This is a genomic window from Burkholderia sp. IT-111MI5, from assembly GCF_949752865.1.
In the GTDB taxonomy this organism is placed as follows: domain Bacteria; phylum Pseudomonadota; class Gammaproteobacteria; order Burkholderiales; family Burkholderiaceae; genus Burkholderia; species Burkholderia pyrrocinia_C.
The window spans coordinates 1-1,444 of record NZ_CATKIF010000040.1; the positions used below are offsets into that span (position 1 = coordinate 1).

Below are 1,444 nucleotides of genomic sequence, written 5' to 3' on the forward strand. Positions count from 1 at the left end.
CAGCGTTGCGGCCAGTGGCTATACTGTATATCCGTACAGCCTTTAGCCTGCTTCGAACATGCCCCGCTTTTCCGAGTGCAAGCCGCCAACCATCTACGAGCTGCGCGAGCTATGGCGTCGCTATCGTGGCAATGGTGTCGTCCAAAGGGTGATCCTCGAAATTCAGCACCTGCGTGGATTCGTGCGCGAGGTCGAGGCGTTGCGTGCGGTCATCCAGCGCTGCTGGAACGACGAGACGAGCAGTAAGCTGGTCGCGCTGGAATGTCTGCGCACTGAGCTGCAAGCGGAGTTCTTCCGCGCCGGCGTCGTCAGCGACGCACCGAAGCCGCGCCCGCTGCCGGCATTCATGCCTCCATCCCGATATGACCTGCGCGCACTCGCGCAGCACTATCCCGACAACGAATCCATCCAGACGCTGGTTCAGGAGATCGACCACGCGCGTGCGTTCGTCCTGCGGGTGGAAGTATTACGCCTTGTCATCGAACGCTGCTGGCGTGCGGAAACGGATTGCGACCTCGTTGCACTGGAAGAGCTGCGTGTGCGCCTCGAAACCGAAAAGGAACGTGCCGGCGTCATCGTGTCGGCCGAGCCTGCGCAACGCGAACAACATGGACTGACCGCACGCATCGCGCTTGGTTTTGATGGGCTTCCCGACCGGCAGTAAAGGCTAGGCCATATACGGTCGTTCGACCGTGCTCTCATCCGGACATTCGAAGGTCCGTTCCGCGCAGGACAACGGACCTCCGCTGAACGATCATGCTCTTCGCGTTCTCGGTCACCTCTGCGATTGATCTGGGCGTGAAATTGGTCCGTAGCGTATGGCGGGTCACGAGAGAAACTGACTGGTCTCTATCGACCAACGTCGACGTTCGCGCGCGAGCTAGTCGGCAAAGTTATGGTGGCATTACCTCTGAAGTCTTGGGTGCCAAAGAGGGGTCGGCGCAATGGCATCTTAAGTAACAACCAACTAAGATCCGTCACTTACGAACGTCCCTATAACACGGCCCATACCGAACAGCGAAAATGCGCTCCGGCGCGATCAACTCTTGGCCTTATCCAAGGTCGACATCAGGCCAGATGCGCTGACCCAGCACCCGGAAAATTCAAAGCGGTTGCATTTTCTTAACCCACAGAATTGGGTTCTACTATACTTACCATGGTCATTTCCCCCAAGCAATCTGGGTGACGACGCTTCAGTGTCCTATGGGATATCGGCTTACCAATTGCCCATAATGGATCTGCGCGCCGCAACTCTCCATCTGCTCTGATGCTACGGGATAAATCTCTCCAAAGAGCCCGCGCCCAACGACAGCGAGCACCTGCTAGTCGCAGGTCGATAACTGCCACATCTTCCTTTCCTTTGCCCGGTCGGCGAGACTGACCATCGAAGCCGATTTCTCGATATTCTGGGTTGGCGCGGCTTTGCTAGCCCACAGCGACACAC

General features: G+C 57.6%; 1 protein-coding gene. It reads left to right on the forward strand.

The annotated features are described in order from the left end of the window. The first annotated feature begins 58 nt into the window (after window positions 1–58). On the forward strand, window positions 59–664 hold the full coding sequence (locus tag ACM6JT_RS24650) for a hypothetical protein (protein WP_414857504.1): 606 nt from the start codon (window positions 59–61) through the stop codon (window positions 662–664). Window positions 665–1,444 lie beyond the last annotated feature (780 nt).